Origin of the sequence: Gordonia sp. JH63 (assembly GCF_009856645.1) — a bacterium.
Lineage (GTDB): Bacteria > Actinomycetota > Actinomycetes > Mycobacteriales > Mycobacteriaceae > Gordonia > Gordonia hongkongensis.
The window spans coordinates 4,100,089-4,126,847 of the sequence record NZ_CP047235.1 but is presented as its reverse complement, the minus strand read 5'-3'; the positions used below and the strand labels follow the sequence as shown (position 1 = coordinate 4,126,847).

General features: G+C 67.3%; 23 protein-coding genes. 17 read left to right on the top strand and 6 right to left on the bottom strand.

Going from position 1 to position 26,759, the window contains the following annotated elements; genetic code table 11:
* Positions 1 to 57: 57 nt before the first annotated feature.
* From GR168_RS18330 to GR168_RS18320, 3 genes are all read left to right on the top strand, one after another.
* A complete protein-coding gene (locus GR168_RS18330; protein ID WP_159371381.1) occupies positions 58 to 2,127 on the top strand; it encodes a 5-oxoprolinase/urea amidolyase family protein in 2,070 nt (689 codons plus the stop codon).
* Positions 2,124 to 3,797, top strand: a complete 1,674-nt coding sequence (gene atzF / locus GR168_RS18325) for an allophanate hydrolase (protein ID WP_159371380.1) — start codon at positions 2,124 to 2,126, stop codon at positions 3,795 to 3,797. The genes GR168_RS18330 and atzF overlap by 4 nt, the downstream gene beginning before the upstream one ends.
* A gap of 120 nt (positions 3,798 to 3,917) precedes the next feature.
* Positions 3,918 to 5,639, top strand: coding sequence for a hypothetical protein (locus tag GR168_RS18320; RefSeq protein ID WP_159371379.1), 1,722 nt, complete (start codon positions 3,918 to 3,920; stop codon positions 5,637 to 5,639).
* 283 nt (positions 5,640 to 5,922) lie between these two features.
* Here the strand turns inward: GR168_RS18320 and GR168_RS18315 are convergent, their stop codons facing one another.
* Entirely contained in the window at positions 5,923 to 7,167 is a 1,245-nt protein-coding gene (locus GR168_RS18315; protein ID WP_159371378.1) for an HNH endonuclease signature motif containing protein, read from the bottom strand.
* 428 nt (positions 7,168 to 7,595) lie between these two features.
* On the bottom strand, positions 7,596 to 8,216 hold the full coding sequence (locus GR168_RS23985; RefSeq protein ID WP_238994933.1) for a hypothetical protein: 621 nt from the start codon (positions 8,214 to 8,216) through the stop codon (positions 7,596 to 7,598).
* A gap of 525 nt (positions 8,217 to 8,741) precedes the next feature.
* Here GR168_RS23985 and GR168_RS18300 point away from each other — a divergent pair.
* The 3 genes from GR168_RS18300 (at position 8,742) to GR168_RS18290 (ending at position 10,553) form a co-directional block, all read left to right on the top strand.
* Positions 8,742 to 8,936 carry a hypothetical protein gene (locus GR168_RS18300; RefSeq protein WP_058252431.1) on the top strand — a complete coding sequence of 65 codons (195 nt, stop codon included), beginning with the start codon at positions 8,742 to 8,744 and terminating at the stop codon, positions 8,934 to 8,936.
* Positions 8,937 to 9,117: 181 nt separating this feature from the next.
* The gene (locus GR168_RS18295; protein WP_078114130.1) at positions 9,118 to 10,005 is read left to right on the top strand and encodes a DUF3558 family protein; all 888 of its coding nucleotides are present in this window, start codon (positions 9,118 to 9,120) and stop codon (positions 10,003 to 10,005) included.
* Positions 10,002 to 10,553, top strand: a complete 552-nt coding sequence (locus GR168_RS18290) for a DUF3558 domain-containing protein (RefSeq protein ID WP_078114129.1) — start codon at positions 10,002 to 10,004, stop codon at positions 10,551 to 10,553. The genes GR168_RS18295 and GR168_RS18290 overlap by 4 nt, the downstream gene beginning before the upstream one ends.
* A gap of 7 nt (positions 10,554 to 10,560) precedes the next feature.
* Here the strand turns inward: GR168_RS18290 and GR168_RS18285 are convergent, their stop codons facing one another.
* Positions 10,561 to 11,388, bottom strand: a complete 828-nt coding sequence (locus GR168_RS18285; protein WP_078114128.1) for an acyl-ACP thioesterase domain-containing protein — start codon at positions 11,386 to 11,388, stop codon at positions 10,561 to 10,563.
* 100 nt (positions 11,389 to 11,488) lie between these two features.
* On the opposite strand from GR168_RS18285, the gene GR168_RS18280 reads away from it, so the two are divergent.
* From GR168_RS18280 to GR168_RS18265, 4 genes are read left to right on the top strand one after another with little or no spacing between them, the layout of a single operon-like run.
* Positions 11,489 to 13,165, top strand: a complete 1,677-nt coding sequence (locus GR168_RS18280; RefSeq protein WP_078114127.1) for an FAD-dependent oxidoreductase — start codon at positions 11,489 to 11,491, stop codon at positions 13,163 to 13,165.
* Between the two features lie 2 nt (positions 13,166 to 13,167).
* Positions 13,168 to 14,442: a glycosyltransferase family 4 protein gene (locus GR168_RS18275; RefSeq protein ID WP_078114133.1), complete on the top strand. Its 1,275-nt coding sequence runs from the start codon at positions 13,168 to 13,170 to the stop codon at positions 14,440 to 14,442.
* Positions 14,429 to 15,160, top strand: coding sequence for a class I SAM-dependent methyltransferase (locus tag GR168_RS18270; protein WP_078114126.1), 732 nt, complete (start codon positions 14,429 to 14,431; stop codon positions 15,158 to 15,160). Before GR168_RS18275 ends, GR168_RS18270 begins: the two co-directional genes overlap by 14 nt.
* 25 nt (positions 15,161 to 15,185) lie before the next feature.
* Positions 15,186 to 16,241, top strand: coding sequence for a prenyltransferase (locus GR168_RS18265; protein ID WP_058252425.1), 1,056 nt, complete (start codon positions 15,186 to 15,188; stop codon positions 16,239 to 16,241).
* A 386-nt stretch (positions 16,242 to 16,627) separates the two neighbouring features.
* Here GR168_RS18265 and GR168_RS18260 read toward each other — a convergent pair whose 3' ends face one another.
* Together GR168_RS18260 and GR168_RS18255 are read right to left on the bottom strand one after the other, a co-directional pair.
* Complete coding sequence (locus GR168_RS18260) at positions 16,628 to 17,485, bottom strand: LLM class F420-dependent oxidoreductase (RefSeq protein ID WP_058252424.1); 858 nt, start codon at positions 17,483 to 17,485, stop codon at positions 16,628 to 16,630.
* A gap of 112 nt (positions 17,486 to 17,597) precedes the next feature.
* Entirely contained in the window at positions 17,598 to 18,200 is a 603-nt protein-coding gene (locus GR168_RS18255; protein WP_171011674.1) for a TetR/AcrR family transcriptional regulator, read from the bottom strand.
* A 168-nt stretch (positions 18,201 to 18,368) separates the two neighbouring features.
* Between GR168_RS18255 and GR168_RS18250 the strand changes: the two genes are divergently transcribed.
* The 3 genes from GR168_RS18250 to GR168_RS18240 are packed head-to-tail and all read left to right on the top strand — an operon-like array spanning position 18,369 to position 21,447.
* Positions 18,369 to 19,745 (top strand): NAD(P)-binding domain-containing protein, encoded by a 1,377-nt coding sequence (locus GR168_RS18250; protein WP_058252423.1) that lies wholly within the window; start codon positions 18,369 to 18,371, stop codon positions 19,743 to 19,745.
* The gene (locus tag GR168_RS18245; protein WP_058252422.1) at positions 19,742 to 20,695 is read left to right on the top strand and encodes an alpha/beta fold hydrolase; all 954 of its coding nucleotides are present in this window, start codon (positions 19,742 to 19,744) and stop codon (positions 20,693 to 20,695) included. Before GR168_RS18250 ends, GR168_RS18245 begins: the two co-directional genes overlap by 4 nt.
* Positions 20,692 to 21,447, top strand: a complete 756-nt coding sequence (locus tag GR168_RS18240; protein WP_078114125.1) for an SDR family oxidoreductase — start codon at positions 20,692 to 20,694, stop codon at positions 21,445 to 21,447. Before GR168_RS18245 ends, GR168_RS18240 begins: the two co-directional genes overlap by 4 nt.
* Positions 21,448 to 21,468: 21 nt before the next feature.
* Here the strand turns inward: GR168_RS18240 and GR168_RS18235 are convergent, their stop codons facing one another.
* Complete coding sequence (locus GR168_RS18235) at positions 21,469 to 22,167, bottom strand: class I SAM-dependent methyltransferase (RefSeq protein ID WP_078114124.1); 699 nt, start codon at positions 22,165 to 22,167, stop codon at positions 21,469 to 21,471.
* A 50-nt stretch (positions 22,168 to 22,217) separates the two neighbouring features.
* Between GR168_RS18235 and GR168_RS18230 the strand changes: the two genes are divergently transcribed.
* The 4 genes from GR168_RS18230 to GR168_RS18215 all read left to right on the top strand — a co-directional run bounded on the left by GR168_RS18230 (position 22,218) and on the right by GR168_RS18215 (position 26,758).
* A complete protein-coding gene (locus tag GR168_RS18230) occupies positions 22,218 to 23,192 on the top strand; it encodes an NADPH:quinone oxidoreductase family protein (RefSeq protein WP_078114123.1) in 975 nt (324 codons plus the stop codon).
* Between the two features lie 76 nt (positions 23,193 to 23,268).
* Complete coding sequence (locus tag GR168_RS18225; protein ID WP_058252418.1) at positions 23,269 to 23,538, top strand: DUF2277 domain-containing protein; 270 nt, start codon at positions 23,269 to 23,271, stop codon at positions 23,536 to 23,538.
* A gap of 576 nt (positions 23,539 to 24,114) precedes the next feature.
* On the top strand, positions 24,115 to 25,944 hold the full coding sequence (locus tag GR168_RS18220) for an ABC transporter substrate-binding protein/permease (protein ID WP_176455983.1): 1,830 nt from the start codon (positions 24,115 to 24,117) through the stop codon (positions 25,942 to 25,944).
* A gap of 4 nt (positions 25,945 to 25,948) precedes the next feature.
* Positions 25,949 to 26,758 (top strand): amino acid ABC transporter ATP-binding protein, encoded by an 810-nt coding sequence (locus GR168_RS18215; RefSeq protein ID WP_068971161.1) that lies wholly within the window; start codon positions 25,949 to 25,951, stop codon positions 26,756 to 26,758.
* Position 26,759 lies beyond the last annotated feature (1 nt).

The window sequence follows — 26,759 nt, the reverse complement described above, 5'->3', positions numbered from 1 at the left end:
CTCCGTTCACCCCCACGCCCCCGGGCGTCGCCTGACTCCGACGAGGATCCCACCATCATGTCTGCCACCACCACGGGCGCGGTGACCGTACTGCGGTCCGGTTCGCTCACCACCATCCAGGACTGGCCCGGCCGGGTCGGGTACTGGAAGGTCGGCGTACCCCCCTCCGGTCCGATGGACGACCTGTCCTTCCGGCTCGCCAACATCGCTGTCGGCAATCCGGGGACGGCAGCCGGTCTCGAGATCACGCTGATGGGGCCGGCCCTGCGGTTCGACCGGTCCGCGGTCGTGGCCGTCACCGGGGCGCCGGTCCCGGTGACGATCAACGGAACAGTTGCACCGCAATGGGTTCCGCTGACTCTCGAACCAGGTGACGTGCTCGACATCGGATCGATCGGCACCCTCGGCATGCGGGCGTATCTGGCGGTGGGGGGCGGGTTCGACGCCGCCGATCACCTCGGGAGCCGGTCCACCTTCACCATGGGGAAGTTCGGCGGGCTCGACGGGCGGGCGCTGGTGGCCGGCGACGATCTCGCGTTGCTGGGTGCGCCGGTCGGCGCGCCTCGGCGCATCCTGTCCGACGAGCAGCCGGCGTTCACCAACAGCTGGCAATTGGCGGTGACCGTCGGACCCCACGGCGCCCCGGAGTTCTTCACCGAGGACGACATCGCCGATCTGTTCGCGACCGACTACGAGGTGCACTTCAACTCCGACCGGACCGGTATCCGGTTGATCGGCCCCAAACCCCGGTGGGCGCGCGACGACGGTGGCGAGGCCGGTCTGCACCCGTCGAACATCCATGACACCGCCTATTCTGTCGGTGCCCTCGACTTCACCGGGGACACACCGATTCTGCTCGGCCCGGACGGCCCGAGTCTCGGTGGATTCGTGTGCCCGGTGACGGTCACGACCGCGCAGCGCTGGAAGCTCGGGCAGCTGAAGCCGGGTGACACGATCCGGTTCGTCGCGGTGCGCGGTGACCGTGCGGCCTCGCCCGCAGAGGTGGGGCTGGGCCGGCGAGCGTGCTTCGTCGACGTCCTGTCGTCGGGCGGCGACGCCGACAACGGAATCCTGGGCACCACGACGACCGCCGACGGATCGACCACCGTCACCTACCGCCGGTCCGGCGACGACAACGTGCTCGTCGAGTACGGCGAGATGCACCTCGACCTGGCCCTGCGGGCCCGGGTACATGCGCTGGCCGAGCGGATCGCCGCCGAGAAGCCGCGCGGGCTCATCGATCTCACGCCAGGAATCCGCTCCCTGCAGGTGAAGGCGGACCCGGACGTGTGGTCGCAGGCGCAGATGCTGGAGTGGCTGACCGAATGCGAGAGCCAACTGCCGGCCGCCGAAGACCTCGTGGTGCCGAGCCGTACGGTGCACCTGCCGCTCTCATGGGACGACCCGGCCACTCGCGAAGCAATCGAACGGTACATGCTCGGCGTGCGGTCCGACGCCCCGTGGTGTCCGTGGAACATCGAGTTCATCCGCCGGATGAACGGCCTGGACTCCGTCGACGACGTGTACCGCACGGTCTTCGACGCCAGTTACCTCGTCCTCGGTCTCGGCGACGTCTATCTCGGTGCGCCGGTGGCTGTTCCGCTGGATCCCCGCCACCGCCTGGTCACGACCAAGTACAACCCGGCCCGCACCTGGACCCCGGAGAACGCGGTGGGTATCGGCGGCGCCTACCTGTGCATCTACGGCATGGAAGGCCCGGGCGGTTATCAGTTCGTCGGACGGACAACCCAGGTGTGGAACCACCGGCATCCGTTGCCGGCCCCGGGTTTCGATCCCGAACATCCGTGGCTGCTGCGGTTCTTCGACCGTATTCACTGGTATCCGGTCAGCTCGGAGGAGCTGCTCGACATGCGGGCCGACGTCGCCGCCGGGCGCGGCGACAGCACGAAGATCGTCGACGGCGAGTTCTCGCTGGCCGCGCATCAGCGCTTCCTCGACGAGCACGCCGGCGACATCGCCGCTCGCCGGGAGACGATGGAGATCGCCCGTGCGGAGGAGCGCGAGAGATGGTCGTTACAAGGTGAATTCGCTGCGCGAGCGGCCGGTGTGAGCGTGGCCGACGGCGGAGCGTCGGAGAACGCGGACGACGAGGAGCGGGTGGCATGAGCAGGATCGACGAGGTGTACGCGCGGATCGCCGAGGCGAATCGTCCGGAGGTGTTCATCACGCTCCGGCCCGAGGCCGAGGTGCGTGCCGAATACGAGCGGTCCGTCGCGACCGGCGGACCGCTGGCGGGCGTTCTTCTCGCGGTCAAGGACAACGTCGACGTCGGCGGTCTGCCGACCACCGCCGGGTGTCCCGGTTTCGCTTTCACCCCCGAGGCCGATGCGCCCGCGGTCGCCGCCCTGCGTGCGGCCGGCGCGGTGGTGCTGGGCAAGACCAACCTCGACCAGTTCGCGACCGGACTGGTGGGAACGCGCAGCCCCTATGGCGCGGTGCGGGATTCCCGACGCCTCGACCGCATCTCGGGTGGATCGAGCTCGGGATCGGCGGTGGCGGTCGCCCTCGGATTCGCCGACATCGCCATCGGGACCGACACCGCCGGGTCGGGTCGGGTGCCGGCGGGCCTGCAGGGCATCGTCGGTGTCAAGCCGACCCTCGGTGTCGTCTCCACCGACGGAGTCGTACCCGCCTGTCGGAGCTACGATGTCCTCACCATCTTCGCCGCCGACCTCGCGCTGGCCGACCGATCGGTTGCGGTGATGGCGAAAGCCGCTGGGACACGCCCCTTCCCGAAGTCTATGCCCTACGCCGCGCCCGAACGCCCGGTCGTCGCCGTGCCCACCGAGCTGCCCGGTCTGGACGACAGATGGCGCGCCGCGTTCGACGACGCGGTGCATCGTGCCGAGGCGGCGGGGCTCATGATCAAGACCATCGACCTGTCGCCGTTCCTCGAGGCCGCCCGGCTCCTCTACGACGACGCGCTCGTCGCCGAGCGATACGAGGCGGTGGGGGAGTACCTCGATTCCGTTGCCGATCCCGGCGCCGCCGGCCTCGATCCGACGGTGTCGGCCATCATCGGTGCGGCGGACCGTTTCTCGGCGGTCGACCTGTTGCGCGCCCGTCGTCGGCTGGCGGACCTTCGTGCGGCGGCGATGGACCAGTGGGGCGATGCGACGGTCCTGATGGTCCCGACCGCGCCGGCGCACCCGACGCTCGCCGAGGTGGCCGCCGATCCGGTGGGCGTGAACTCGCGGATGGGCACGTACACCAACTTCTGCAACCTCTTCGACCTCTGCGGACTCGCGGTGCCGGCCGGGACGGTCGTCGAAGACGACGGCAGCACAGCACAGTTCGGCGTCACGTTCCTGGGCGTCGCGCATGCCGACGCCGTGCTCGTCGACGTGGCACGTCGCTTCGTCGGTGACGACTCGGTGGCGTCCTCCTGGGCGGAGCCCGACGATGCGATCGAACTCGCGGTCTTCGGGGCGCACATGCGGGGTGGGCCTCTGACGCACGAGCTCAGCGAACGGGGTGCCCGGTGGGCCGGCGAGGTCACCACGACCCAGTCGTACCGTCTGGTCGCACTTGATACGACCCCGCCCAAACCGGGACTGATCCGCGATCCCGAGGCCGGCCGTGCGATTCGCGGCGAGGTGTGGACGCTCGCCCCGTCGGCGCTGGGGGAGTTCCTGGCCGCCCTGCCCGAGCCGATGATGCTGGGCAAGGTCGAGATCGCCGCGGGAGAGAGCGGTCCTGCCCGCTGGCTCGTGGGATTCGGGTGCGCCGCCGACGCCGGTGCCACCGGTCAGGGTCTCGATCGCGACCGCTGGTAGGGGTGGGACGTCTGACCAGAACCGCCGATTCGTGCCATTTCCTCCGATCGACCATCTGTTCACCGAGCGTGATGATTCACTTACTCAGCTCGGGCGGTCGGGGAGAAGAGGGTGGGACGGATGACCAGGTTGGGGCGCAGCGGAATTCAGCGATCGGAGAAGGTCGCTCGACGCGAGAACCGGAAGCAGCGGCGGCAGCATCGTGCGATCGCGGGGGCGGCCGCGTTGGCGACCGTAGCCGCGATCGGAGCGGGGCAGGTCGCGGAGCCGACGGTGGCCGAGGCCGCGGTGATACCACCGGCGATCGGCGAACTCGACGACTGGCTGAACGGTTTCAACAGCGGAAACCCGCTCGGCAGTCTGATCTCCGAGATCGGGAACGGCGCGCTCGCCGACATCGCGGAGCAGTGGCGCATCCAGAGCTGCCTGTCCGGCGGCGTCCGGGACGGGGCCGACTGCTCTCAGTCGAGCACCGAGCTCGGCGGCATCGGACTCGCCGTCGTCCTGCCCGACCGCATCGAGGTGGTGCCGGTCGCGATCTACGATCCGGTCAAGCAGGTGTTCGACACCGTGTCCGGTTCGGTCCTCGGCGACATCCTCCGCTTTCTCGGCATCGACCTGCCGCCGACGATGACCGACGGCCCCGCCACCGAGGGTTCGGCGACGGTCGCCGGGAACGGCTTCCAGTTCGCGCTCGCATACCGTGGCGGCGACGCAACTGCGACATCGTATCTGCCGCTGAGCATCGCGACCGCGGGGGCGAGTGACGGACGGACGGCGAGGTCGTTCGCACTGATCGGGATGGCACACGCGTGGAACACCGGGCCGCTCGACGTCACGGTCCTCGGCGAGACGATCACGACGATCCCCGGCGTCCAGGGCGTGGGTTGCTATGGCGGCCTCACCGGTGCCTATGCCGACGGCGTCGGAGCCTGCGCGAACGTGCTGGGCACCTTCGACTTCCGGTGGCAGCAACCGAACGGCGAACTCCAGTTCGCGCTCACTGACCCGACAGCGCTGATCGCCGATCCGGGAGGGGTTCTCGGCGGACTCGGCGCCGACGTTCTCGAGGGTCTGCTCGCCGGCGCCCTGAGTGGTTCCGGAATCGACTTCGACGGCGACTGGATGTCGCTTTCCAAGGACTTCGCCCGCCTGAGCATCGGGGGCGACTACGACCTGTTCAGCGGGAACTTCCTCCGGCTGACGAGCGATTACGGATTCACGGCTCCGATCACCGTCGACTGGCTGGGTTCGACCGTCACCTTCCGACCGCTGGTCGAGGTCAACGGCGAGCTCCGGCCGAATCGACTGGGCCTGCCGGTCATCGAATTCGGGCAACTCGACACCGGCGAACTCGTCCCCGTGATCCGCATCCCGAGTTACGAGTTCCCGTTCGGCCTGCCCGCCACCGATCCAATAGACACCGGCGCGTCGAACACTTTGGCGCGCGCGAGCATGTCGGTCGTCGACACATCGGCGGATTCGGCCGCCACCGACGATGAGACCGACGAGGCCGATAGCTACGTCGGCAAGCACCGCTCGGCGGAGAACTCCTACGTCGGCAAGCACCGGACGCCAGAGCCCACCGACTACAGCGGCGTCGAGGGCTCGGATGCCGGCGACGCCGATGCAGCCGAGTCGGGCGGCTCGGACTCCGACAGCGAGGATTCCGGGAACCCGGATTCGGACAGCGTCGATCCCGACGTCTCGGCTCCCGACAGCTCGGATTCCGACGGAGCCGATGCCGACACCTCGGATTCCGACGACACCGACCCCGGGAGCGGGTCGGACTCTAGCGTCGATTCAGATTCCGGCACTGACTCCGGAGATGCCGCGGCCTGATCCGGCAGAGCCGCAAGTTCCGTGCTTCCTGAGCTGAGGGGTGGGTGTTGGCCGACCATGGCTGACCTACCCGCGTGGCCAACGGTTGCTGTCGAGGGCGAGATCGGTGGATTTCATTGCAAGGTCGCCCCCGACCCAACCGGGATGTGTACCGAAAGTGATTGCAAGTGATTGCCTTTCGCTGCAGCATCCCGGTGGGTGGGGTTCGGTTTCACACTGTGGAGTTGTCAAAGATCGTGTGGCATCGGGGTCGATGCCCGAGGGTCTGGTGCGGCGGGGACGGTTAGACGAGTGCGTCGTCGAGTCGCATGGTGCGCCGATTGTAGGCGGGTCGGGGGAGGCGTTTCGGGTCGATGTCGGCGGGTGGGATCAACCAGGGATGCCGGTCCGGGCCCATCACCACCTCCCAGCCGTGGTGATGGACCTGGGTGTGGCAGCGCTGGCAGAGTAGGCAGCCGTTGTCCAGATCCGTCGGTCCGCCGTCGGCCCAGTGGACCAGATGATGCACTTGGGTATGTGCTGCTGGGGCACCGCATTTCACACAACACGCATCCCGCACGACGATCGCCTGACGTAAGTGATGCGGAAACAGTCGTTTCGTCGTTCCCATCCGTAGCGGCACGCCTTCGGCGTCGAGGACGATCTCGGCGACCGCGCCGTCACACGACAACCGGCGCGCCGTCGACGCCGACACCACGCCCACCCACGGCAGACGCGCCGGATCGGCAGCGTCAGCAGGGATGGTGACCAGTAGTTGGGTGCGTGGTGCTCCTGCGGTGGTCATGGCCGCGCCGATCGCGGCCTGATCGAGCAGGAGTTCCAGACCGTCGGCGCGGCGTTGGCCGGCATCGCGGCGGTCGTCGGCGCCGTCGGGTTCGGGGCGTGGGCAGGAGCGTTCGTCGATCATCGTCAAGAATTTTTCCCCGATCACTGCGGTGACGTCTGCGCTGATCGCGACCCGGCCTTCGTCGGTCACCCTGGTGTGCAAGGTGTTCAGCGACGCATCATCGGCCGGCGCGACCGCGTGCGGATCGTCATCGGCGACCCGCATGGCGATGCTCCGGGCGTGAGTGTTGATCTCGGCGGGGGTGGCACCGGAGAAGGCCTGCGCCAGTAGTTCGCTTTCGAACGCCGACAGGTCGTCGTCGGTCAGCGCGGGCGCTGCCTGTTTGTCGATGGACGCGATGCCGCGGACCACGGCATCGACACACTCGGCCGCGAGATACCCGTCGGCGGCGCAGTCGGCGACTTTCGGCAACGATCCCAGTCCGGCGGCGATCCGTGCACCGCGGTGCGCGGCCGTCGGGGGTAGGCCCATCTCGATCAGCCAGGATCGGGTCGTCGACCCAGCTCGCGCCGGTGCCCCCGAATCCTCCAACAGGGCGATGTGGACGGCGATCTGGTGATCGAGGACGTTGCGCAGCACGCGTAGTCCGTCGAGTCGCTCGACTACCAGGCGACCACTCCCGTCGTCGGGCGGGGGTTGCAGACCAATGAGGGTGTCGCGGAGCTCGGTGATCGAGGACATGAGACCAATGTACTCGCCAAGACGTTCGACGACGAGGTTTGTCCACAACCTATCTGCCGTCGAATCAAGCTGTGCGGCAATCTATGTCACACTAACATCAGTGGTGAACCGCAGTGAACCGTGGTGAACAGAAACCCCAGCAGTCACAGGCTGTTGATCGAACAGGGTTGTCATCGCCACTACGCAGCCGACAACAGGAGCGGGTGCGACGCCGAGGATGTGCAACGAAACAGCCGACTGCCCGCGCATTTTCCCTGAGCCCAGCCGAGTCGCACCGCATCGGCAGACGAAAGCGGGTCGCGACCCGGAAGACCGCCGGCTCCGTCATCTGTGCAATCGGATCGGCAACCTGATCAACGCCAACCTGCCATACACCTACGGTCAGTAATCGGAATCCGCGACGTTTCATCCGTCCTCGGTTCCGTGGGTCAGTCGTAGAACGGCTGGCGACCGTAGCGGTCTGCGGTCACGACATCGATGTCGTTTCGCAATGTGAGGTCGCGGATGGTGGCTGTGTTCGCCCCGATCCCGGCCCAGTGAGGATCGGTGTCGCTTGCCAGGCACCAGGCATGGTCAGCGGGCCATACAAAGGCCGGCGGGTCGTGAAACATCGCAGGCGTTTCGTGCGTCAAGGGCTCCTCCCACGCCTTGAGGTCGGACAGTGTGCCGACGTAGAGGTGGTAGCCGCGGTTGGGGATGTACATCCGAGGGCCACCCGGTACAGGAGACACGACACCTGAATAGCCGGCCCAGATCGCGAAGTAGCACTCGTCCGAGCTGCGCGTCGCCGCAGCCAGGGCTCTACACGTCCTGGCGACGATGGCGTGCTCGTAGCCCTCATAGGCGGGCTCTGTGAAGTCCTTGTTCGGAACGCTCTGGTGAGGACGGTCTGGATCCGGTATGAAACGGACCCGTGCGTAGGCCTCGAACTCAGGAGGGCCGAACAGCGCTAGAGCTTTCCAAGCCTGGCCCGACGCGACGTTGTCGGTCGCGTCACGACTTCGTGTGATCCAGTCCGCGGCTGAGACGTCAGCACAGAAACGCAGCATGCCACGACTATGCGCCGGACGGGGTTGCCGCGGCCATCCTTTGTGAGAACGCCGGGGCGTCTCATCTGATGCAATATGCAGTCGATTACTTACCAGGTGAACCAGGTCAGACCAGACTTCGGAGCGAAGCAAGAAGTAGAAACCGCGGCCCTCCACATTCCACCAGAATGGAAGCCGCTGAACGGCATAGACATGTCAGTCGGAGTAGACATGATCGGGTGGACCCGACATCGGTGCCGGCTCCGCCGCGGTCACCGACATCCTCGCCGACCCGCACATGTTCGCGTTGGACGTCCCGGCCGACTCCTCGGGCAGATACATCTGCCGACATCGGACCGTGTGGCTGACGATATGGCTATTCGCTTCGCGGGCAGTTCGATGAGCTGAGAGCAGGGGTCAGACCGCAGAGTCCCTGACCGGAACGGGGGCGATTTTCCGGGCCTGTCGCGACACGCGGCTACCCTGGGCACACGACCCCGGGCCGTTCACGGGCCGATCCGGGTGCAACCGACCAGGGAGGGCATCATGGCCATCGATCGGGACAAGAGCAGAGCGGTGTCGGAGGTCGTGCGTCAGCACCCGGCGATGAGCCTGGTCGCGGTGTCACCGGGCATCGCGGTGTTCGTGACGTTGCTGCTGCTCGACCAGACCTTCTTGGCGATCTTGTTCCTCGTCCTGGCCGTCGGCGGGGGCGCATACCTGCTGACGCGCAAGCGCTGACGGTGTCGCCTGTTCAGCACCCGCGGCGAGCTGGGCGACCCCGCTACAGTGGTGCCCAACGAGCACCCGGCAGGGTTGAAAGCGCGGTGAAGGGAGTCGGCGTCGTGGGCACTGAACCGGGTCGGGGCGCCTGCGCCGGACGGACTCCCGGGTTGCGGACGAGTCGGCTGGGCGGCTGACCATGTCCACCCGCGTCGATGCCTACATCTGGGCCATCCGTCTGACCAAGACCCGATCGGCGGCGGGCGCCGCGTGTCGGGGCGGGCACGTCCGCGTGAACGGGGTGACCGCCAAACCGGCCCAGCCGGTGGTGCCGGGTGACGAGGTCCGCGTACGGCTCGCCGGACGGGAGCGCATCGTCGAGGTCACCAGGACGATCAGTAAGCGGGTGTCGGCGCCGATGGCCGCCGAGTGCTTCATCGACCGGTCTCCGCCGCCGCCGCCGAAGGAGATCCTCGCGAGTCAGCCGCGTCGCGACCGCGGTGCCGGTCGGCCGACGAAACGTGAACGGCGTCAACTGGATCGGCTGCGCGACGGCACCTTCCTCATCGCGGTTCTGGCAGCGATCACGCTTCTCGTCGGCGCCTGCTCGGACGACGAGCCGACGTCAGATCCAAACTCTCCGAACACGCCCGAGGCGCCCGCCCAGGCCGGTTCCGGACCGTTCTTCGGCGAATGCGGCGGCGTGTCCCTCGACGAGGTGGTCCGCATCACCGGGTTCGGTGGACTCACCGAGACCGTGAACAACACTTCGGTGTGCGAATGGGACACGACCGGTTCGCGGACGGGTGCCGTCGCCTCGTTCAATTGGTATCGCGGATCGCCGATCGGTCGTGAGGAGGCGAACGTGAAATTGTCGCGCGACGTCACCAACAGACTCGAGATCGACGGCCACGAGGGATTCATCGGTTACACGCAATCAGGGCAGATCTGTGAGGTCGGCGTCGGTTTCGGCGCGGACTTCTTCGAATGGTCGATCCGCGGCGACGCGGCGACACCACGGCCGATCGAAGAGATCTGTGACGCCGCACGCGAGCTGGCGACGCTGTCGATAGAGCGTGCGTCGTGAAGCGCGCCCTCATCGTGATCGCCGCGCTGCTGCTGGGACTGACCGCCCTGGCTGGGTGTGCGCGCACCGTCGACGGTGAGGCGGTGCCGTTGGGGGCCGCGGACCAGTCCGGCAGCAGCGACATCGACACCGACCAGTTCGACCGGCTCTTGCTGGAATGCGATGTGCTACCCGACGCGATGATCGCCGATGTCGTCGCCGGCGGCGGGTTCGCCGAACGGTCGTTCAGCGGGGCCATCTGCCGATGGTTGGTCTCCGGCACCACCGACGTGGTGAGTGTGACGTTCAACTGGTTCGAGTGGGGCAACGTCAACGTGGAGAAGGAGACGGCCAAGAAGCTCGGGTTCCAGACCGAGAACATCAAGGTCGCCAGCCAGTCGGCGTTCACCCAGCGCAGTCCCGACCGGCCGGGCGTCTGCGGTGTGACCGCCCGCGCGCCGAGCCGCGGCATCTTCACCTGGTTCGTCGAACCTCGCAGCGCGCCCCAGGGCGATCCGTGCGCGGCGCCGATCAAGCTGATGGAGTTGCTGCTCCAGGGCGGTCAGTAGAAGTTGCTCACCCCGGGAGCGGCCCGACGACGACGCTGGCCGCGACCACGAGTTCGTCGCCGGTGCCCGGCATCAGCAACCACACGGTGAGCCGGTCGCCCTCGCGCACCCGGCGCAGGACCAGCCGCGTGCCCGGCACGATGGGCCGGAGATACTCGATGACCACCCGGTGCGGAGCGTCGACCAGGTCGGGATGCTCGACCAGTTCGTCCTCGATCGCCTCGAGGTAGGCGGCATTGTTGAGGTGCTTGAACGGGTCGAAGTCGGTGATCCGGAGAACGTGTTCACGGTCGGGGAAGTCGATGTCGGCGGCGTCGGGGGCCTTCTCGGGGTTCATCGACCGCCAGCGAAGGCGGTGCTCGTCGGTCATCGCCGACAGCATCGCGAAGGCGTCGTCGGACAGGCGTGACGGCACGCCCTGCTCGTTGACGTTGATCCAGAACGCCTCGGTCTCGATCAGGCCCGCGGGACGCGGTCGGGGGTTGAACCGGTTTGTCTCGTGCTCGGCGGTGAGGCGCACGCGCATGTTGGTCCAGCGCGTCGACAGGGCACCGCACCAGCGCTGCGCGGTCACCGTACCCGGCCAGGTGATGGGCTCGATGACATCGATGATGGTCCGCCGAACGATCCAGAACGGGTCGGTCGCGCTGAACTCGGTTGCCTCGAGGTTGTCGTTGGCGACGTCCTGCAGGTAGCGGGCCACCGCATCGAGGCGCACACGCATGTCCTGATCGACGTCGCCGGTGCGGACGCGATAGCCCACCTCGTAGAACTGGGCACCAGGCTTGCGATCCGGGAGTGATGCAACCGACACTGCTGGCGTAACCTGGCTCACTCGAGTCCCTCCGATAGGTCGCCGGTATCTTTGCGGCTAAGATACATTCAATCGGAAAAATAGAACACGTTCTACGTGTCGGATCACGAGGAAACAGCAGATGGCGCATGTGATTACCCGCCCATGTTGCAACGATGCCAGTTGCGTCAGCGTGTGTCCGGTGAACTGCATTCACCCCACGCCCGACGAGCCGGAGTTCCTCACGGCGGAGGCCCTCTACATCGATCCGGAGACCTGCATCGATTGCGGCGCCTGCATCGACGAGTGCCCGGTGGAGGCGATCATCCCCGACGATCAGCTGGACGAGCGTGACGAGCCGTACCTCCAGATCAACGCGGACTACTACAAGGACCACGACGTCGAGGGCGGCCTCGTGCCACCGCGCAAGGCACCCAAGCTGCCCGAGAAGGAACTGCACGTGGCCATCGTGGGTGCCGGGCCGGCGGCCTTCTATGCCGCGGAGGAGCTCGTCCGCAAACCGGCCATCAAGGTCGACATGTTTGACCGGCTGCCGACGCCCTACGGACTCGTGCGCGCCGGGGTCGCACCGGACCACAGCGCCACCAAGGGCGTGGAGAAGACCTTCGCCTCGGTCGCGGCGAAGAAGAACTTCAGCTACTACCTCAATGTCGAGGTCGGCAAGCACATCAGCCACGACGAGCTGGTCGCCCGCTACCACGCGGTGATCTACGCGGTCGGCGCCGCGACCGACAAGCGGCTGGGAATCGAAGGCGAGGATCTGCGCAATTCGGTCGCCGCGACCCAGTTCGTCGCCTGGTACAACGGTCACCCGGACTTCGCCGACCTCGACGTCGATCTGTCGGGCGAGCGGGCCGTCGTGGTCGGCAACGGCAACGTGGCACTCGACGTCGCGCGCATCCTCGTCACCGACCCGGACGAGCTCGCCAAGACCGACATCGCCGACCACGCCCTCGCGAAGCTGCGTGAATCCAACATCTCCGAGGTGGTGCTCCTGGGCCGCCGCGGCGTGGCGCAGGCGGCATACACCAACAGCGAGTTCCTGGCACTCGGTGACGTCGACGGTGTCGACGTCGTCATCGACCCCGACGAGCTGGTCCTCGACCCGGCCTCGGAGGCGGCGCAGTCCGACGACACGCTCGACTCGACGATCGCCACCAAGGTGCGTCTCGCCCGAGAATTCGCCGAGCGTCCGCAGACGCCGGGCAACAAGCGCATCGTGTTCCGGTTCCTCACGTCTCCCGTCGAAATTGCCGGTGACGGGGAAGTGGCTACGCTTACGTGCGTGCGCAACGCCTACGCCGACGCGACCGGGACAGTCGCGGTGACACCCACCGAGGATCGGTTCGACCTCGAGACCGGACTGGTCCTGCGGGCCATCGGTTACCGGGGCGTGCCGGTCACCGACCTACCGTTCGACGAGGGGCACGGCGTCGTCCCCAACACCGAGGGGCGGGTCCAGACCGCGGCCGACGGCGATGTGATGCCCGGCCTGTACGTCACGGGTTGGATCAAGCGAGGAGCGACAGGGGGTATCGGCATGAACCGCATCTGCGGTCAGGAGACCGCGCAGGCGGTCATCGCGGACTTCGTCGCCGCCGCGTTCGACGACCCCTCGACCTCGCGGGACGACGTCGCCGCACTCGTGGCCGACCGCGGCGCCAACCGCATCGACCTCACGGGCTGGAAGGCGATCGACGCCGCCGAGAAGTCCGCGGGCAGGGCCACCGGCCGGGTCCGCACGAAGTTCGTCAGAATCTCCGAGTTCGAGGCGGCTGCCACCGCCGGGGCGCAGTGACCGTGCGCATCGCACTGCTCTCGTACCGAAGCAAGCCGCACTGCGGTGGCCAGGGCGTCTACGTCCGCCACCTCTCCCGCGAACTGGCACTGCTGGGGCACAGCGTCGAGATCTTCTCGGGGCAGCCCTACCCCGAACTGGACCAGGTGGCCATCGACGCCGGGGTCACCGTCACCAAAGTGCCGAGCCTCGGTCTCTACGACGAGCCGGACCCGTTCCGGACGCCTCGTCCGGGCGAGTACCGCGATTGGATCGACGTGCTCGAGGTCGGCTCGATGTGGACGGCGAGCTTCGGCGAACCGCTCACGTTCAGCCTCCGGGTGGCGCGCCTTCTCAAAGAGCGCCGCGACGACTTCGACATCGTGCACGACAACCAGTGCCTCGGTTACGGACTGCTCGACATCCAGAAGGCCGGGTTCCCGCTGATCGCGACGATCCACCACCCCATCACCCGCGACCGCACACTGGCGGTGAAGGCGGCCAAGGGGTGGCGCAAGATCAGTGCCTGGCGGTGGCATTCGTTCCTGCGCATGCAGGGGCGCGTCTCACGCCGTATCCCCGAGCTGCTCACCGTTTCCCGCAGCAGCGAGGTCGACATCCGCAAGGCCTTCGACATCCCGTCGGGTCGGATCACCACCATCCCGCTGGGGGTGGACACCGAGATCTTCACGCCGGCCGCCACGCGCGTTCCCGGACGTATCGTGTGTGTCGCCAGTGCCGACGCGCCGCTGAAGGGTGTCTCGTACCTGCTCGAGGCGGTCGCGAAGCTGTCCTCCGAGCGGGATGTCGAATTGGTACTGGTGTCTAAGTTGGACCCGAACGGTCCGTCCGCCAAGATGATCGAGGATCTGGCGATCGGCGATCGCGTCTCGGTGGTGTCCGGCCTCGAGGACTCCGAGATCGCCGGCCTGCTCGCCTCCGCCGAGGTGGCGTGTGTGCCCTCGTTGTACGAGGGGTTCTCGCTGCCGGCGGTCGAGGCCATGAGTTGCGGAACGCCGCTGGTGGCAACCCGGGCCGGTGCGATCCCCGAGGTCGTCGGCACCGCTGAGGAGGCGGCGTTGCTGGTGCCGCCGCGGGATTCCGGATGCCTGGCGCAGGCGATCGGCCGGCTGCTGGACGATGCCGATCTGCGGACGCGTCTCGGCGACGGTGGTCGTCGACGCGCCGAGGAGCACTACAGCTGGGCAGCAGTGGCCGCGAAGACTGCGGCTCACTACGAAACCGTGCTCGCCGGACATCGGCGGGCAACAGAAGGGACATCGAGTGCTCACAGTTGATTTCGACCGGCTTGGCGTTGGACCGGGCACCAAGGCGATCGACATCGGGGCGGGGCAGGGTAGGCACTCGTTCGAGATGTTCCGTCGTGGCGCGGAGGTCATCGCCTTCGACATGTCCGAGAGCGACATGTCCGACGTCGGTGAGATGTTCGACGCCATGATGGCGGAGGGTCACGTGCCCGCGTCGGCCAAGGCGCGCGCCGAGGTCGGGGATGCGCTTCGACTCCCGTACGCGGACAACAGCTTCGACGTCGTCCTGATGAGCGAGATCCTCGAGCACATCCCGACCGACGAGGGCGCGATCAATGAGATGGTGCGCGTGCTGAAGCCGGGTGGCGTCGCCGCGGTCACCGTGCCCCGGTACTGGCCGGAGAAGGTGTGCTGGGCCCTGTCGGACGAGTACCACGAGGTCGAGGGCGGACACGTCCGCATCTACAAGGCCTCCGAGCTCGCGGGCAAGTTGCAGCGAGCCGGACTCGAGGTCACCGGCACCGACCACGCCCATGCCCTGCACGCCCCCTACTGGTGGCTGAAATGCGCTGTGGGAGTCGAGAACAACGACAATGTCCTGGTGAAGGGCTACCACCAGCTGTTGGTCTGGGACATGATGAGCAAGCCGTGGCTGACCCGGGTCGGCGAGCAGGTGCTCAACCCGCTCATCGGCAAGTCGGTGGCCCTCTACCTGCGCAAGCCCGAGACCGCCACCGCGTCTTCATGACGGGGGCCTCCAGGACGGGAGCCCCATGACGGCCGTCCCGGCGATCCCCAGTGTGGTCACGGCCGAGCAGATGCGGGCCACCGGTGCCGCGATCGTCGGCATGCAGGAGGCCGACGGTGCGTTGCCGTGGTTCCCGGGCGGGCAGACCGACCCATGGGACCACATCGAATCGGCGATGGCGTTGTCCGTGACCGGGTTTCACTCCGAGGCAGAGGCGGCTTACGAGTGGTCGCGGCGTAAACAGCGCGACGACGGGTCGTGGCCGATCCGCACCGTCGTAGGAAAGGTGGAGGACGCCGGCACCGACAGCAACTTCTGCGCCTACATCGCGGTCGGGGTCTGGCATCACTATCTGATCACCGGTGACGACGCCTTCTTGCAGAAGATGTGGCCGGTGGTCTGGTCGGCGATCGACTGCGTGCTGCGCTTCCAGCGTGAGGACGGTGCGTTCCGCTGGGGCGGCGACCACCGGACCGGAGCGATGTTCGGTGAAGCGCTGATCACCGGGAACGCCAGCATCTTCCAAGCGCTGGACTGCGCGATCCGGATCGCCGGTGAGATGGATCAGCCCGACGCCGACTGGATCGCGGCGCACAGTGTGCTCGGCGACGCGATCCGTGCCGACGTCACGCGTGACGAGTGGCAGACCTTCACCCCGCCGTCCGAACACTCCATGGACTGGTACTACCCGATCCTCGGCGGCGCCGTCCGCGGACGCGACGGGCAGGAACTCATCGCGCGGCGGTGGGAACAGTTCGTGGTGCCCGGCAAGGGTGTTCGCTGCGTCGACCATCGTCCCTGGGTCACCGGCGCCGAGACCTGTGAGCTGGCACTGGCACTCGATGCCCTCGGTGACACCGCCGATGCCATCGAGCTCATCGCGTCGATTCAGCATCTGCGCGATCCGGACGGATCGTATTGGACCGGACTGGTTTTCGCCGATGGCAAACGCTGGCCCGTGGAGAAGAGCTGCTGGACCTCGGCGGCTGTGATCCTGGCGGCCGATGCGGTGAGCCGCACCAGCGTGGCCAACGGGATCTTCCGGGACGTCCGCCAGCGGCTCGTCGCACCGACTCCCTGAGCCGGCTGCGGAGGGCGCGGCCATCCGCGCTCCCTGAGGAGCGCGTCGAGGTCGACGAGAGCCACGAAGGGGTGGCGACGTCATCTCACCAGGACCCTTCGTGACGTGCCCTCCGCAAGCTCCGGGCGCTCCTCAGGGAGCAGGGGGTGACGCGCCCTCCGCAAGCTCCGGGCGCTCCTCAGGGAGCAGGGGTTGACGCGCCCTCCGCAAGCTCCGGCTCCTCAGGGAGCAGGGGTTGACGCGCCCTCCGCAAGCTCCGGCTCCTCAGGGAGCAGGGGTTGACGCGCCCTCCGCAAGCTCCGGCCTCCTCAGGGAACAAGAGCCAGGTGGTTCTTTCGACTCAGGGAGCGGGGGTGGGTCGCTTCGCTCGCACCTCCCACAACGGCCTACACGACCGCCGGGGTGATGCCGAGCTTGCCGGCCAGCTTGGCGAGGTAGCCGCTCGCGCGCTCGACCGAGTCGTCGGGGAGGCCGTACAGCACTGTCGTGACCCCGATCTCGCGCCACTTCTCGAGCTTCTCGGGTACCGGCCGGAAGTCGAGGACGACGATCTCGGGGTCGCCCGCACGACCGGCGTCGGACCAGATCTGCTTGAGCAACGACACCGACCCCTCGATGTCCTCCTCGCCGGGTGTGGTGATCCAGCCGTCGGCGCTGCGCGCGATCCACTTGAAGTTCTTCTCGTTGCCTGCCGCGCCCACCTGGACCGGGATGTGCGACTGCGTCGATTTGGGCCACGCCCAGCTGGGGCCGAAATTCACGAACTCGCCCGCGAACTCGGCCTCTTCCTTAGTCCAGAGCGCGGTCATCGCCTCGAGGTACTCGCGCAGCATCGTCCGCCTGCGCTTCGGCGGGACGTTGTGGTCGGCGAGTTCGTCCAGATTCCAACCGAATCCGACGCCGAGGGTGACCCTTCCGTTCGAGATGTGGTCGAGCGTCGCAATGGTCTTGGCGAGCGTGATGGGGTCGGACTGCACCGGCAGTGCGACCGCGGTGGCGAGCCGGATGCGTTCGGTGACGGCCGCGGCGGCGGCGAGTGACGTCCAGGGATCGAGGGTGCGCATGTAGCGCTCGTCGGGCAGGGTCTCGTCACCGGTGCGGGGATGCGCGGCGTCGCGTCGAGTCGGGATGTGGCCGTGCTCGGGAACGTAGTACGACGCGAAACCTGCGTCCTCGATGAGCGGGGCCAGGACGTGGGGCTTGAGCCCGCGGTCGCTGGTGAACTGCACGATCCCGAAATCCATGGGGCCCTCCGACGGCGTCGTTCGGTCGTCCGCGTTTTCCGGACGGTTGACTGGACACTAGTCTAGGTGATCGGCGTCACCCAGGCCAGAGGGCATCGGGGGCCTCACCGACTCATCCCTGCGGGTCGGTGGCCAGACCCGGCATGACGAACCGCTCGAGATGGCGTCGGACCTGCCGCGCGTCGTCGATGTCGAGGGCCTCACCCGGGGAGGTGCCGAGGCTGATCAGGACGCGCGCAACCCATTCGGACACCTCGTACGGATCGTGCGCGGGGTGTATCTCCCCGCGGGCGGCGGCCTGTTCGACGAACGGAAACCAGAACGCTGCCAGGTCGGGAACCAGCTTGACGACACCGACACCGGCGCATTCGGCGAACTCCGTGGGTTCCTCCGTGCGGAGTCGGAGCAGCAGCGTGCCCGGGTCGTCGTAGGCACCCCGGCCGATCCGGACGCCGGCGGTGAGTTGCCCGACCAGGTCGGGGATGGCGTCGAGTTCGGCCCGGGCGTCGCGCCAGAACGACTCGGTGAGACGGACGATGGTCGCGCCGATCATGGACGGTTTGTCCGGATAGTGCCGATACAGCCACGCGCGGGACACGCCTGCCGACTCCGCGACCTGCTGCATGGTGGTCGCCCGGATTCCCTTGTCGGCGAGCAGCTTCTGCGTGGCGTCGAGCAGTCGTTCGTGGACCGTCGTGGTCGAGGCCTCGGTCACTGACTCCTCCTGTGGTCGTGGTCGGTGCGCGCCGCGTCCCCACATCCACATGTCTGCTCAGGAGGGCGCTGCGTAGACAGTTCGCGGATTCTGTGTACACGATACGTCTCATCGTGTAGACACAAATCAGATTGTGTCTACATCCAACGGGTCCACCGAGGGGGCAGTGTGCCTTTACCAACCACCGCGATCATCGGCGCCGGTATCAGCGGGCTGACCGCCGGCAAGATGCTCACCGACTACGGCGTGCCGTACACCTGCTTCGAGAGTTCGGACCGGGTCGGGGGCAACTGGGCCTTCGGCAACCCGAACGGTCACAGCAGTGCCTACCGGTCGCTGCACATCGACACCTCGAAACACCAGTTGTCGTTCCGCGACTTCCCGATGCCCGACGAGTATCCCGACTTCCCGCACCACACCCAGGTCAAGGCCTACCTGGACTCCTACGCCGAGGCCTTCGACCTCTACTCCTCGATCGAGTTCACCAACGGAATCGAGCATGCGACCCGACTGGACGGGGGCGGCTGGGAACTGGAGACCCAGGGCGGTGAGCGCAGGCGGTTCGACCTGCTGGTGGTGGCGAACGGCCATCACTGGGATCCGCGCTGGCCCGATTTCCCGGGCGAGTTCGACGGAATCGAGATGCACGCCCACCACTACATCGATCCGCGTACCCCGCACGATTTCACGGGTAAGCGCATCCTCGTCGTCGGCCTGGGTAACAGTGCCGCCGACATCGCCGTCGAACTGTCGTCGAAGGCGCTGGACAACAAGCTGACCCTCTCCACGCGGTCGGGAGCGTGGATCGTGCCGAAATACTTCGGGGGCAAGCCCGCCGACAAGTACTACCGGTCGACGCCGTATCTGCCGACGTCGTGGCAGCGCAAGTTCGTCCAGGTCATGCAACCCGTGACCGCCGGCCGGCCGGAGGATTACGGTCTGCCGACACCGAATCACAAGTTCTTTGAGGCACATCCGACGCAGTCGGTGGAACTGCCACTGCGACTGGGCTCGGGCGACGTGACCCCCAAGCCCAACATCAGCCGGTTCGACGGGTCCACGGTCCACTTCGACGACGGGACCGCCGACGACTTCGACATCATCATCTACGCAACGGGTTACAACATCACGTTCCCGTTCTTCGACCCGAACTTCATCAGTGCGCCCGACAATCGGATCGACCTCTACAAGCGCATGTTCTACCCGGGAATCGACGACCTCGTCTTCGCCGGTTTCGCGCAGGCGGTTCCGACGCTGTTTCCCTTCGTGGAATGCCAGGCGCGGCTGATCGGGGCCTACGCCACGGGTCACTACCGGCTCCCGTCGGTACCGGAGATGCGGCAGACGATCGAGGCGGACATGCAGTACTACACCGGACACATGCTCGACCGCCCGCGGCACACGCAGCAACTCGATCACTATCTCTACGAACACAACATGCGGACCAAGGAGATTCCGGCGGGGATCCGGCGGGCCCACCAGCAGGGGCCGCCGACGTGGGCCGGGGTGGCCGACGATCTGGTCTCGAAGGGAGCATCCGCATGACCATTTCAAATGGTGCGACCACCGTACGCTTCCGATCGTCCGACGCCGACTGCGACGCCTGGTTCTTTCCGGGCGCGGAGTCTTCGCCGTTCGAGATCGACGGCAAGCGCCCCGTCGTCGTGATGGCGCACGGTTTCGCGGGGACCAAGGACTCGGGTCTGGCGCCCTATGCGCAACGGTTCGCCGACGCGGGGTTGGCCGTGTTCGCGTTCGACTACCGCGGCTTCGGGCTGTCCGGTGGCGAACCGCGACAGTCGATTTCGCTGGAACGGCAGGCCGACGACTACCGCGCCGCGATCGGCGCCGCCAAGAAACAGCCGGGAGTGGACCCGGAACGGATCATCCTCTGGGGAGTGTCGCAATCCGGCGGGCATGCGCTGACCGTGGCGGCCGACCGGACCGACGTGGCCGCGGTGATCGCGGTGGTGCCACTGGTCAATGGGCTCGCCGCCGGTCGCGTCGCCTACGCCCAGGTCGGCGGGGCGGCGATCGCCCGCTCGACCGCCACGGCAGTGGCCAGTTCGGTGGGTCGACGGCTGGGCCGGGGTCCGAAGATGTTGCGGGTCGTCGGCGAACCCGGCGACGTGGGCGCCGCGCTGACCGCACCAGGGTTTCTGGAGAGCTACCGCGCGATCGCGGGGCCGTCGTGGCGCAACGAGGTCGACGCCTCGGTCGGTCTCGAGATCGGCTCGTTCCGAGTCGACAAGCACGCCGCGCGCGTCGATGCCCCGGTGCTGTTCCAGATCGCCGACTTCGATTCCGCCGCACCGCCGTACGCGGCGTCGAAGACCGCGTTCAAAGCTCACGCCGAAGTGCGCCACTACCCGTGCGACCATTTCGACATCTTCGCGGGCAACGACTTCTTCGAGCCCTGCGTCACGCACGAGATCGGTTTCCTGCGCCGTCATCTGGCATCGAACGCCGACGTTGTGGAAGCGGCTACGCGATGAACCGGGCGGTCGTGATCGGGGGTGCCTCGGGGATCGGACTGGCCACCGTCGACGCGTTCGTCGGCGAGGGGATGCAGGTGGTGGTGGCCGACCGCGACGTCAAACGTGCCGAGCAGGTGGCGGCGACGCGCGACGGGGCGCGGGCGGTGCACATGGACGTGACCGACGAGGACTCGGTCGCAGCGACTTTCGCCGGCATCGGCGACTTCGACACGGTGGTGAACTGTGCCGGACTGTCGAATCCGGGTGCGCTGACCGAACTCGAACTCGACGCCTGGCGCAACACCGTCGACATCTGTCTGACCGGAACGTTCCTCGTGATCAAACACGCCGGCGCCCGGATCGCCGAGGGCGGATCGATCACCTGCATCGCCTCACTCAACGGCCGCCAACCGGGCGCCGGGATGGGGGCGTACTGCGCGTCGAAAGCCGGCGTGCTGATGCTCGTCGAGGTGGCCGCACTCGAACTCGCCGACCGTCGGGTGCGGGTCAACGCGGTGTCGCCGGGGCTTGTGATGACCCCGCTGACCGAGGGCATCGGCTTCGTACCGGGCCTCACCGAGGACTACCTCGACAACACCCCACTGGGCCGGAGCGGAGAACCCGCCGAGATCGCCGACACCGTAGCCTTTCTCGCCTCCGACAAGGCGCGCTGGATCACCGGTGCCGCCTTCGACGTCAACGGCGGTGCGCACCTGAAGCGCTATCCCGACGTGCTCGGCAAGGTGCGGGCGCTGGCCGGCGAGGCCTGACGCTGACGGCCTCCGACGTGGTCAGGACTTCCGCGGTAGCGGCGCGCCCACCTCGCCCGAGTCGCGGCGGAGGACACGCAGCGATCCCTCCGCCCGCACCTCGGTGAACTGTCCGGTTTCCAGTGCCTGGCAATAGATCTCGTACGGCGGGCGGCCGCCGTCGGCGGGGTCGGGGAAGACGTCGTGGATGAGCAGGGCCCCGCCGATGCGCACCCACGGCGCCCAGCCGTCGAGGTCGGTCTGCGCCGCCTCCATGCTGTGGCCGCCGTCGATGAAGACGAAATCCGCCGGTCGGCCCCAGACCTTAGCGGCGACGGCCGACGGGGCGAGCAACCCGACGACGGTGTTGTCGAGCCTGGCGTCGAACATGGTGCGGCGGAAGCGTGCCGAGGTGTCGAGCGTCCCGGTGTGTGCGTCGACGAGGGATTCGTCGTGGTACTCCCAACCGGGCTGGTGTTCCTCGGAACCGCGGTGATGGTCGACGGTCACGATGACGGCGTCGTTCGCTTCGCCGGCCGATCCCAGGAAGACGGTGGATTTCCCGCAGTAGGTACCGATCTCCACGCCGACCTTCGTCGAATCAGGTTGGGACAGATATTCTCCGGCGATCTTGAAGAGCGTCTGGGCCTCGTCGAGCGGCATGAATCCGGGTGCCTCGTCCGCGACGCGGAGGCGGTCGGGGGAGGGTGCGTTCGGCGACTGTGCCGCAGGTTGTGACATGGCATCAGATCCTATCGGGTGTGTGACGGTCGCCGCGTAGGGTGAGCCGTATGAAAGCTCAGGTACTCACCGCAGAGACAGGCCCGTCCGGACTCGAGTTGCAGGACGTTCCCGATCCCACCCCGGCCGACGGCCAGGTCGTCGTCGACGTGAAGTCGTGCGGCGTGTGCTTCCCCGACGTGCTGATGAGTCAGGGCAAGTACCAGCTGCGCGTGCCGACGCCGTTCACGCCGGGCACCGAGGTCGCCGGCGTGGTGCGCTCGGCTCCCGACGGGGCGTCGGTGAAGGTCGGGGACAAGGTGCTCGTGGCGTCGATCGTCGGCGGATTCGCCGAACAGGTCGCGGCCGCGCCCGAACAGCTCCTGCCGCTTCCCGAGGGACTGACCTTCGAGCAGGGGTCGGCGATGGGCATCAACTATCAGACCGCTCTGTTCGCGCTGAAGACCCGCGCGCACACCCAGCCCGGTGAGGTGGTCGGCGTGCTCGGCGCCGCCGGTGGCGTCGGAACCGCGTCGATCATGGTTGCCAAGGCGATGGGCGCGAAGGTCGTCGCCATCGTCCACCGGAAGGGTGCCGAGGACCTGCTGCGCAGCGCCGGGGCCGACGAGATCGTCCAGCTCGAGGAGGGCTGGGGTACCAAGCTCAAGGAGATCGTCCCCAAGGGCGTCGACGTGATGATCGACCCGTCGGGCGGCGAGGTGTTCGACGAGGCGCTCCGCCAGGTCGCCCCCGACGGCCGCTACGTCGTGGTGGGCTTCGCGGCCGGCGGCATCCCGACCGTCAAACTCAATCGAGTCCTGTTCCGCAACATCGCCGTCGTCGGGGCCGCGTGGGGCGAGTACGTGCGCACCCATCCGGAACTGAATCTGCCCGCGAAGCTGCATGAAGAGCTGACGCAGATGATCGCCGACGGGATGGAACCTCAGGTCAACGTCACCTACACGCTCGATCAGCTGCCGGAAGCGTTGACCGATCTCGCCGAAGGGCGGATTCTGGGGAAAGCGGTCGTCAAGATCGGCGAGTAGGCCCTCGGCGGGTCGGCCCGGTTTGCGACGTCGCATCGCCTTCCGCCCAGCGCATCCGTCATCGAAGGGATCTGCCATGTGCCGCAACATCACCGAACTCCGCGGGCTCGAACCGCCGGCCACCGAGGACGAGATCGAGGCGGCCGCACGGCAGTACGTGCGCAAGGTGAGCGGCGTGCGGCATCCGTCGCCGGCGAATGCGGAGGCCTTCGAGGCCGCGGTGGTCGCCGTCACCGCGGCTACCCGCACGCTGCTCGACGTCTTGCCCGAGCGTCGTCAGCCGCCGAAGACGGTGCCCCCGCTCCGGCGCCCCGAGGTGCAGGCGCGGATTGCCGCTCGGGGCTGAGGAGTCCCACACAGGTTCAGCAGTAGGTACCGCGAGGCGATACCTACTGCTGAACTCGTCCTGAGGTGGTGGAGCCTACGAGCCGGCGGCTTCGTCACTGCCGGTGAAGATCGTTTCCGCGAAGTCCCACAACAGATTGTCGAAAGCCTCGATTGCGTAGAAGATTGCAGACAGCATGATATTTCCCGCTTTCACTTCGAATTCGACAGTGGACGCAGGCCGCAACAAAGGCGCACGTCGGCGGCCTGTGGGATAGCGGGATGGGTGCCAGATGATCAAGAGGGGGTTGATTTCTGGCGCGGTGAAGAAATGATGTTACAAATCCCGAATCCCTGTATCATTGGTAGCACGCGAATCGTTTTCCGACAAGCAATTGGCAAATTCCGATAGAGAAGTATCGGCGTCGACCCCACGCAAGTGTCCCCGATGATCGGCGTGAGATGGCCAGGCCGACGGTGGCCTCCGCAGCGCGCCTCGCAGGCGCCCCGTGACGACGACGATCCCCAGCTCAACCGGGTTAAACCCACCGGCGAGCAAAAATTTGGGACACCTCCTGCGCGTGGGGATAGTGTCGACATGGTGTCCAACCACCGATCCCATCGCGCCCGACGGGCCGCGCCGCGCGCCGTGCGCGTCGTCGCGCTGGCACTGACGGTCGCCATCGTCGGCCTGCTGACCATCCTCGGCGGACCTGCGCCACGAGCCCAGGCGGCTCCCGCCGAGAGCTGTGCGCCCGCTGGACTCGCGTCGGCCTCGGCCGCGCCGGTCAACCTCGCCGCAGCCGATCAGGGCGGTGAGGACCGCTACACCACCGAGTCCACCACGCCGCTCGACCAGATCGACGTGAGTCGTCTCGAGTTGCTGTCGCCCGGCAAGATCTCCGTCGGCACGCTGTCGGACGCCGGACCGAGCATCTGCGTCAACGGCGCGGGCGACTTCACCGGCTTCGACAACGAACTCCTCAAGGCCGTCGCCGCGAAGCTGGGTCTGCAGATCGAGTTCAACGGCACCGAGTTCGCCGGCCTGCTGTCCCAGGTGGCCAACAACCGCTTCGACGTCGGGTCGTCGTCGATCACCACCACCGACGACCGGCGCAAGACCGTCGACTTCACCAACGGCTACGACTTCGGCTACTTCTCACTCGTGGCGCCGACCGACGGGGCGATCAAGGGCTTCGGCGACCTCTCCGACTCGACGCGCATCGCCGTGGTCCAGGGCACCGTCCAGGACGACTACGTCGTCAACACCCTGGGCCTCGACCCGGTGAAGTTTCCGGACTACGCCACCGCCTACGCCAACCTCCGGAGCGGTCAGGTCGACGCCTGGGTCGCACCGTCGCAGCAGGCGGAGGGTGCGGTCCGAGAGGGCGACGGCACCGCGATCGTCGAGAACACCTTCAGCGTCAACAACTTCGTCGCGTGGGCCGTCGGCAAGAACAAGCCGCGGCTCACCGAGGCCCTGAACTCCGGACTCGACGCCATCATCGCCGACGGCACGTATGCCGACCTCTACGTCGACTGGGTGCCGCGCGAGCTACCCGAGGGGTGGAAGCCGGGCAGCAAGGCCGCGCCCGCGCCCGAACTCCCCGACATCGCCGCCATCGCCGCCGAGAACGCGGAGAAGGCGGGCCCGGCCGAGGAGACCGCGCCCAAGAGCACCCTGGAACAGCTCGGCGACACCTTCTTCAACTGGGATCTCTACAAGGAGTCGTTCCCGGAGCTGATCAAGACCGGGCTCGTGAACACCTTGATCCTGTCCGTGGTGTCCGGGGTGCTCGGCACCATCCTGGGCATGATCCTGGCGCTCTGCGGCATCTCCCGGTCGCGGTGGCTGCGCTGGCCGGCGCGCGTCTACACCGATATCTTCCGCGGACTGCCCGCCGTCGTCGTCATCCTGATCGTCGGACTCGGTGTGGGCCCGGTGGTCAAGGGCATCACCGGCAACAACCCGTACTGGCTCGGGGCGGTCGCCCTGGCCCTGCTCGCCGCGGCCTACATCGGCGAGATCTTCCGGTCCGGAATCCAGAGCGTCGACGACGGGCAACTCGAGGCCTCGCGGGCCATCGGGTTCAGCTATCGGCAGTCGATGCGTCTGGTGGTGGTGCCGCAGGGCGTGCGGCGGGTGCTCCCGGCGCTGATGAACCAGTTCATCAGCCTGATCAAGGACAGCTCGCTGGTGTACTTCCTCGGGTTGCTGGCCAGCCAGCGGGAGCTGTTCGCGGTCGGCCGCGACCTGAACGCGCAGACGGGCAACCTCTCGCCCCTCGTCGCCGCGGGAATCATGTACCTGATCCTCACGATCCCGCTGACGCACCTGGTCAACTACATCGACCGGCGCCTGCGCACCGGACGTCCCACCGACGTCCAGGACGACCCGCTGCCCCCGACCGTCGTCGAGAAGGGATAGGTCCATGCCTGATCTCAACAAGTCCGAGACCGACACCGAGGGCTCCCAGACGCCGGGCTCCCGGACGCCGAGTGCGACCGCCACCCGGACGGCCGTCTCGCTCACCGGCACCGACCTGCACCTGTCCTTCGGCAAGCACCACGTGTTGCGGGGCGTCGACATCCAGGTCGACGCCGGCACCACGACGACGGTCATCGGACCGTCGGGCTCGGGCAAGTCCACTCTCCTGCGAGTGCTGAACCGGCTGCACGAACCCGACCAGGGCGACATCCTGCTCGACGGCCGGTCGGTTCTGAAGGACAACCCGGACGAACTCCGACGCCGGATCGGCATGGTGTTCCAGCACTTCAACCTGTTCCCGCACAAGAGCGTCGTCGACAACGTCGCGCTCGGACCGCGCAAGTTGAAGGGGCTGAGCAAGGACGAGGCCCGCGAGGTCGCGCTCCGTCAGCTCGAGATCGTCGGGCTGACCAACAAGGCCGATGTGCGCCCGGCACGCCTGTCCGGCGGCCAGCAGCAGCGGGTGGCCATCGCCCGTGCGCTCGCCATGACCCCCGAGGTCATGTTCTTCGACGAGGCGACCTCCGCGCTCGACCCGGAACTGGTCAAGGGGATCCTCGCGCTCATGGCCGACCTCGCCAGCGAGGGGATGACCATGGTGGTCGTCACCCACGAGATGGGCTTCGCGCGCAACGTCTCCGACAACGTGCTGTTCATGGATCACGGTGCGGTCGTGGAGACCGGGCGTCCGGAACAGGTCTTCGACGACGCGACGTCGGATCGGCTGCGGGCCTTCCTGTCCCAGGTGCTGTAGG